Source organism: Streptomyces sp. URMC 124 (assembly GCF_051386455.1).
Lineage (GTDB): Bacteria > Actinomycetota > Actinomycetes > Streptomycetales > Streptomycetaceae > Streptomyces.
Genome location: NZ_JBPQTS010000668.1, coordinates 1 through 231 on the forward strand (window position 1 = coordinate 1; position 231 = coordinate 231).

The 231-nt window shown below is 56.7% G+C and carries 1 protein-coding gene; it reads right to left on the reverse strand.

All coding sequences use genetic code 11. The features are described from left to right. The coding region (locus ACSNOG_RS34105; protein WP_436756537.1) for a hypothetical protein at positions 1 to 202 on the reverse strand (202 nt) is incomplete at its 3' end. Positions 203 to 231 lie beyond the last annotated feature (29 nt).

Here is a 231-nt window from a genome sequence, read left to right on the forward strand (position 1 = left end):
GGAGGAGATTGATCGCCCCGCCTACGGCTGTCTGGCTTCCACTAAGCACGGGAACGGCTTCATTCTCGCTGCCGAGCGTCTCATAAACGGTATAGCTCAGGTAGTCGGAGTGCCTGATTTCGTTAGAGTCCCCCAGATAGACCAGCTTGGCATTGCCGCGCCAAATGGAGTCCTTTGTTCGAATGACGGTATAGTCCTCCACCCGCCAGGCGGCTCCATTCCCTTCTAGTG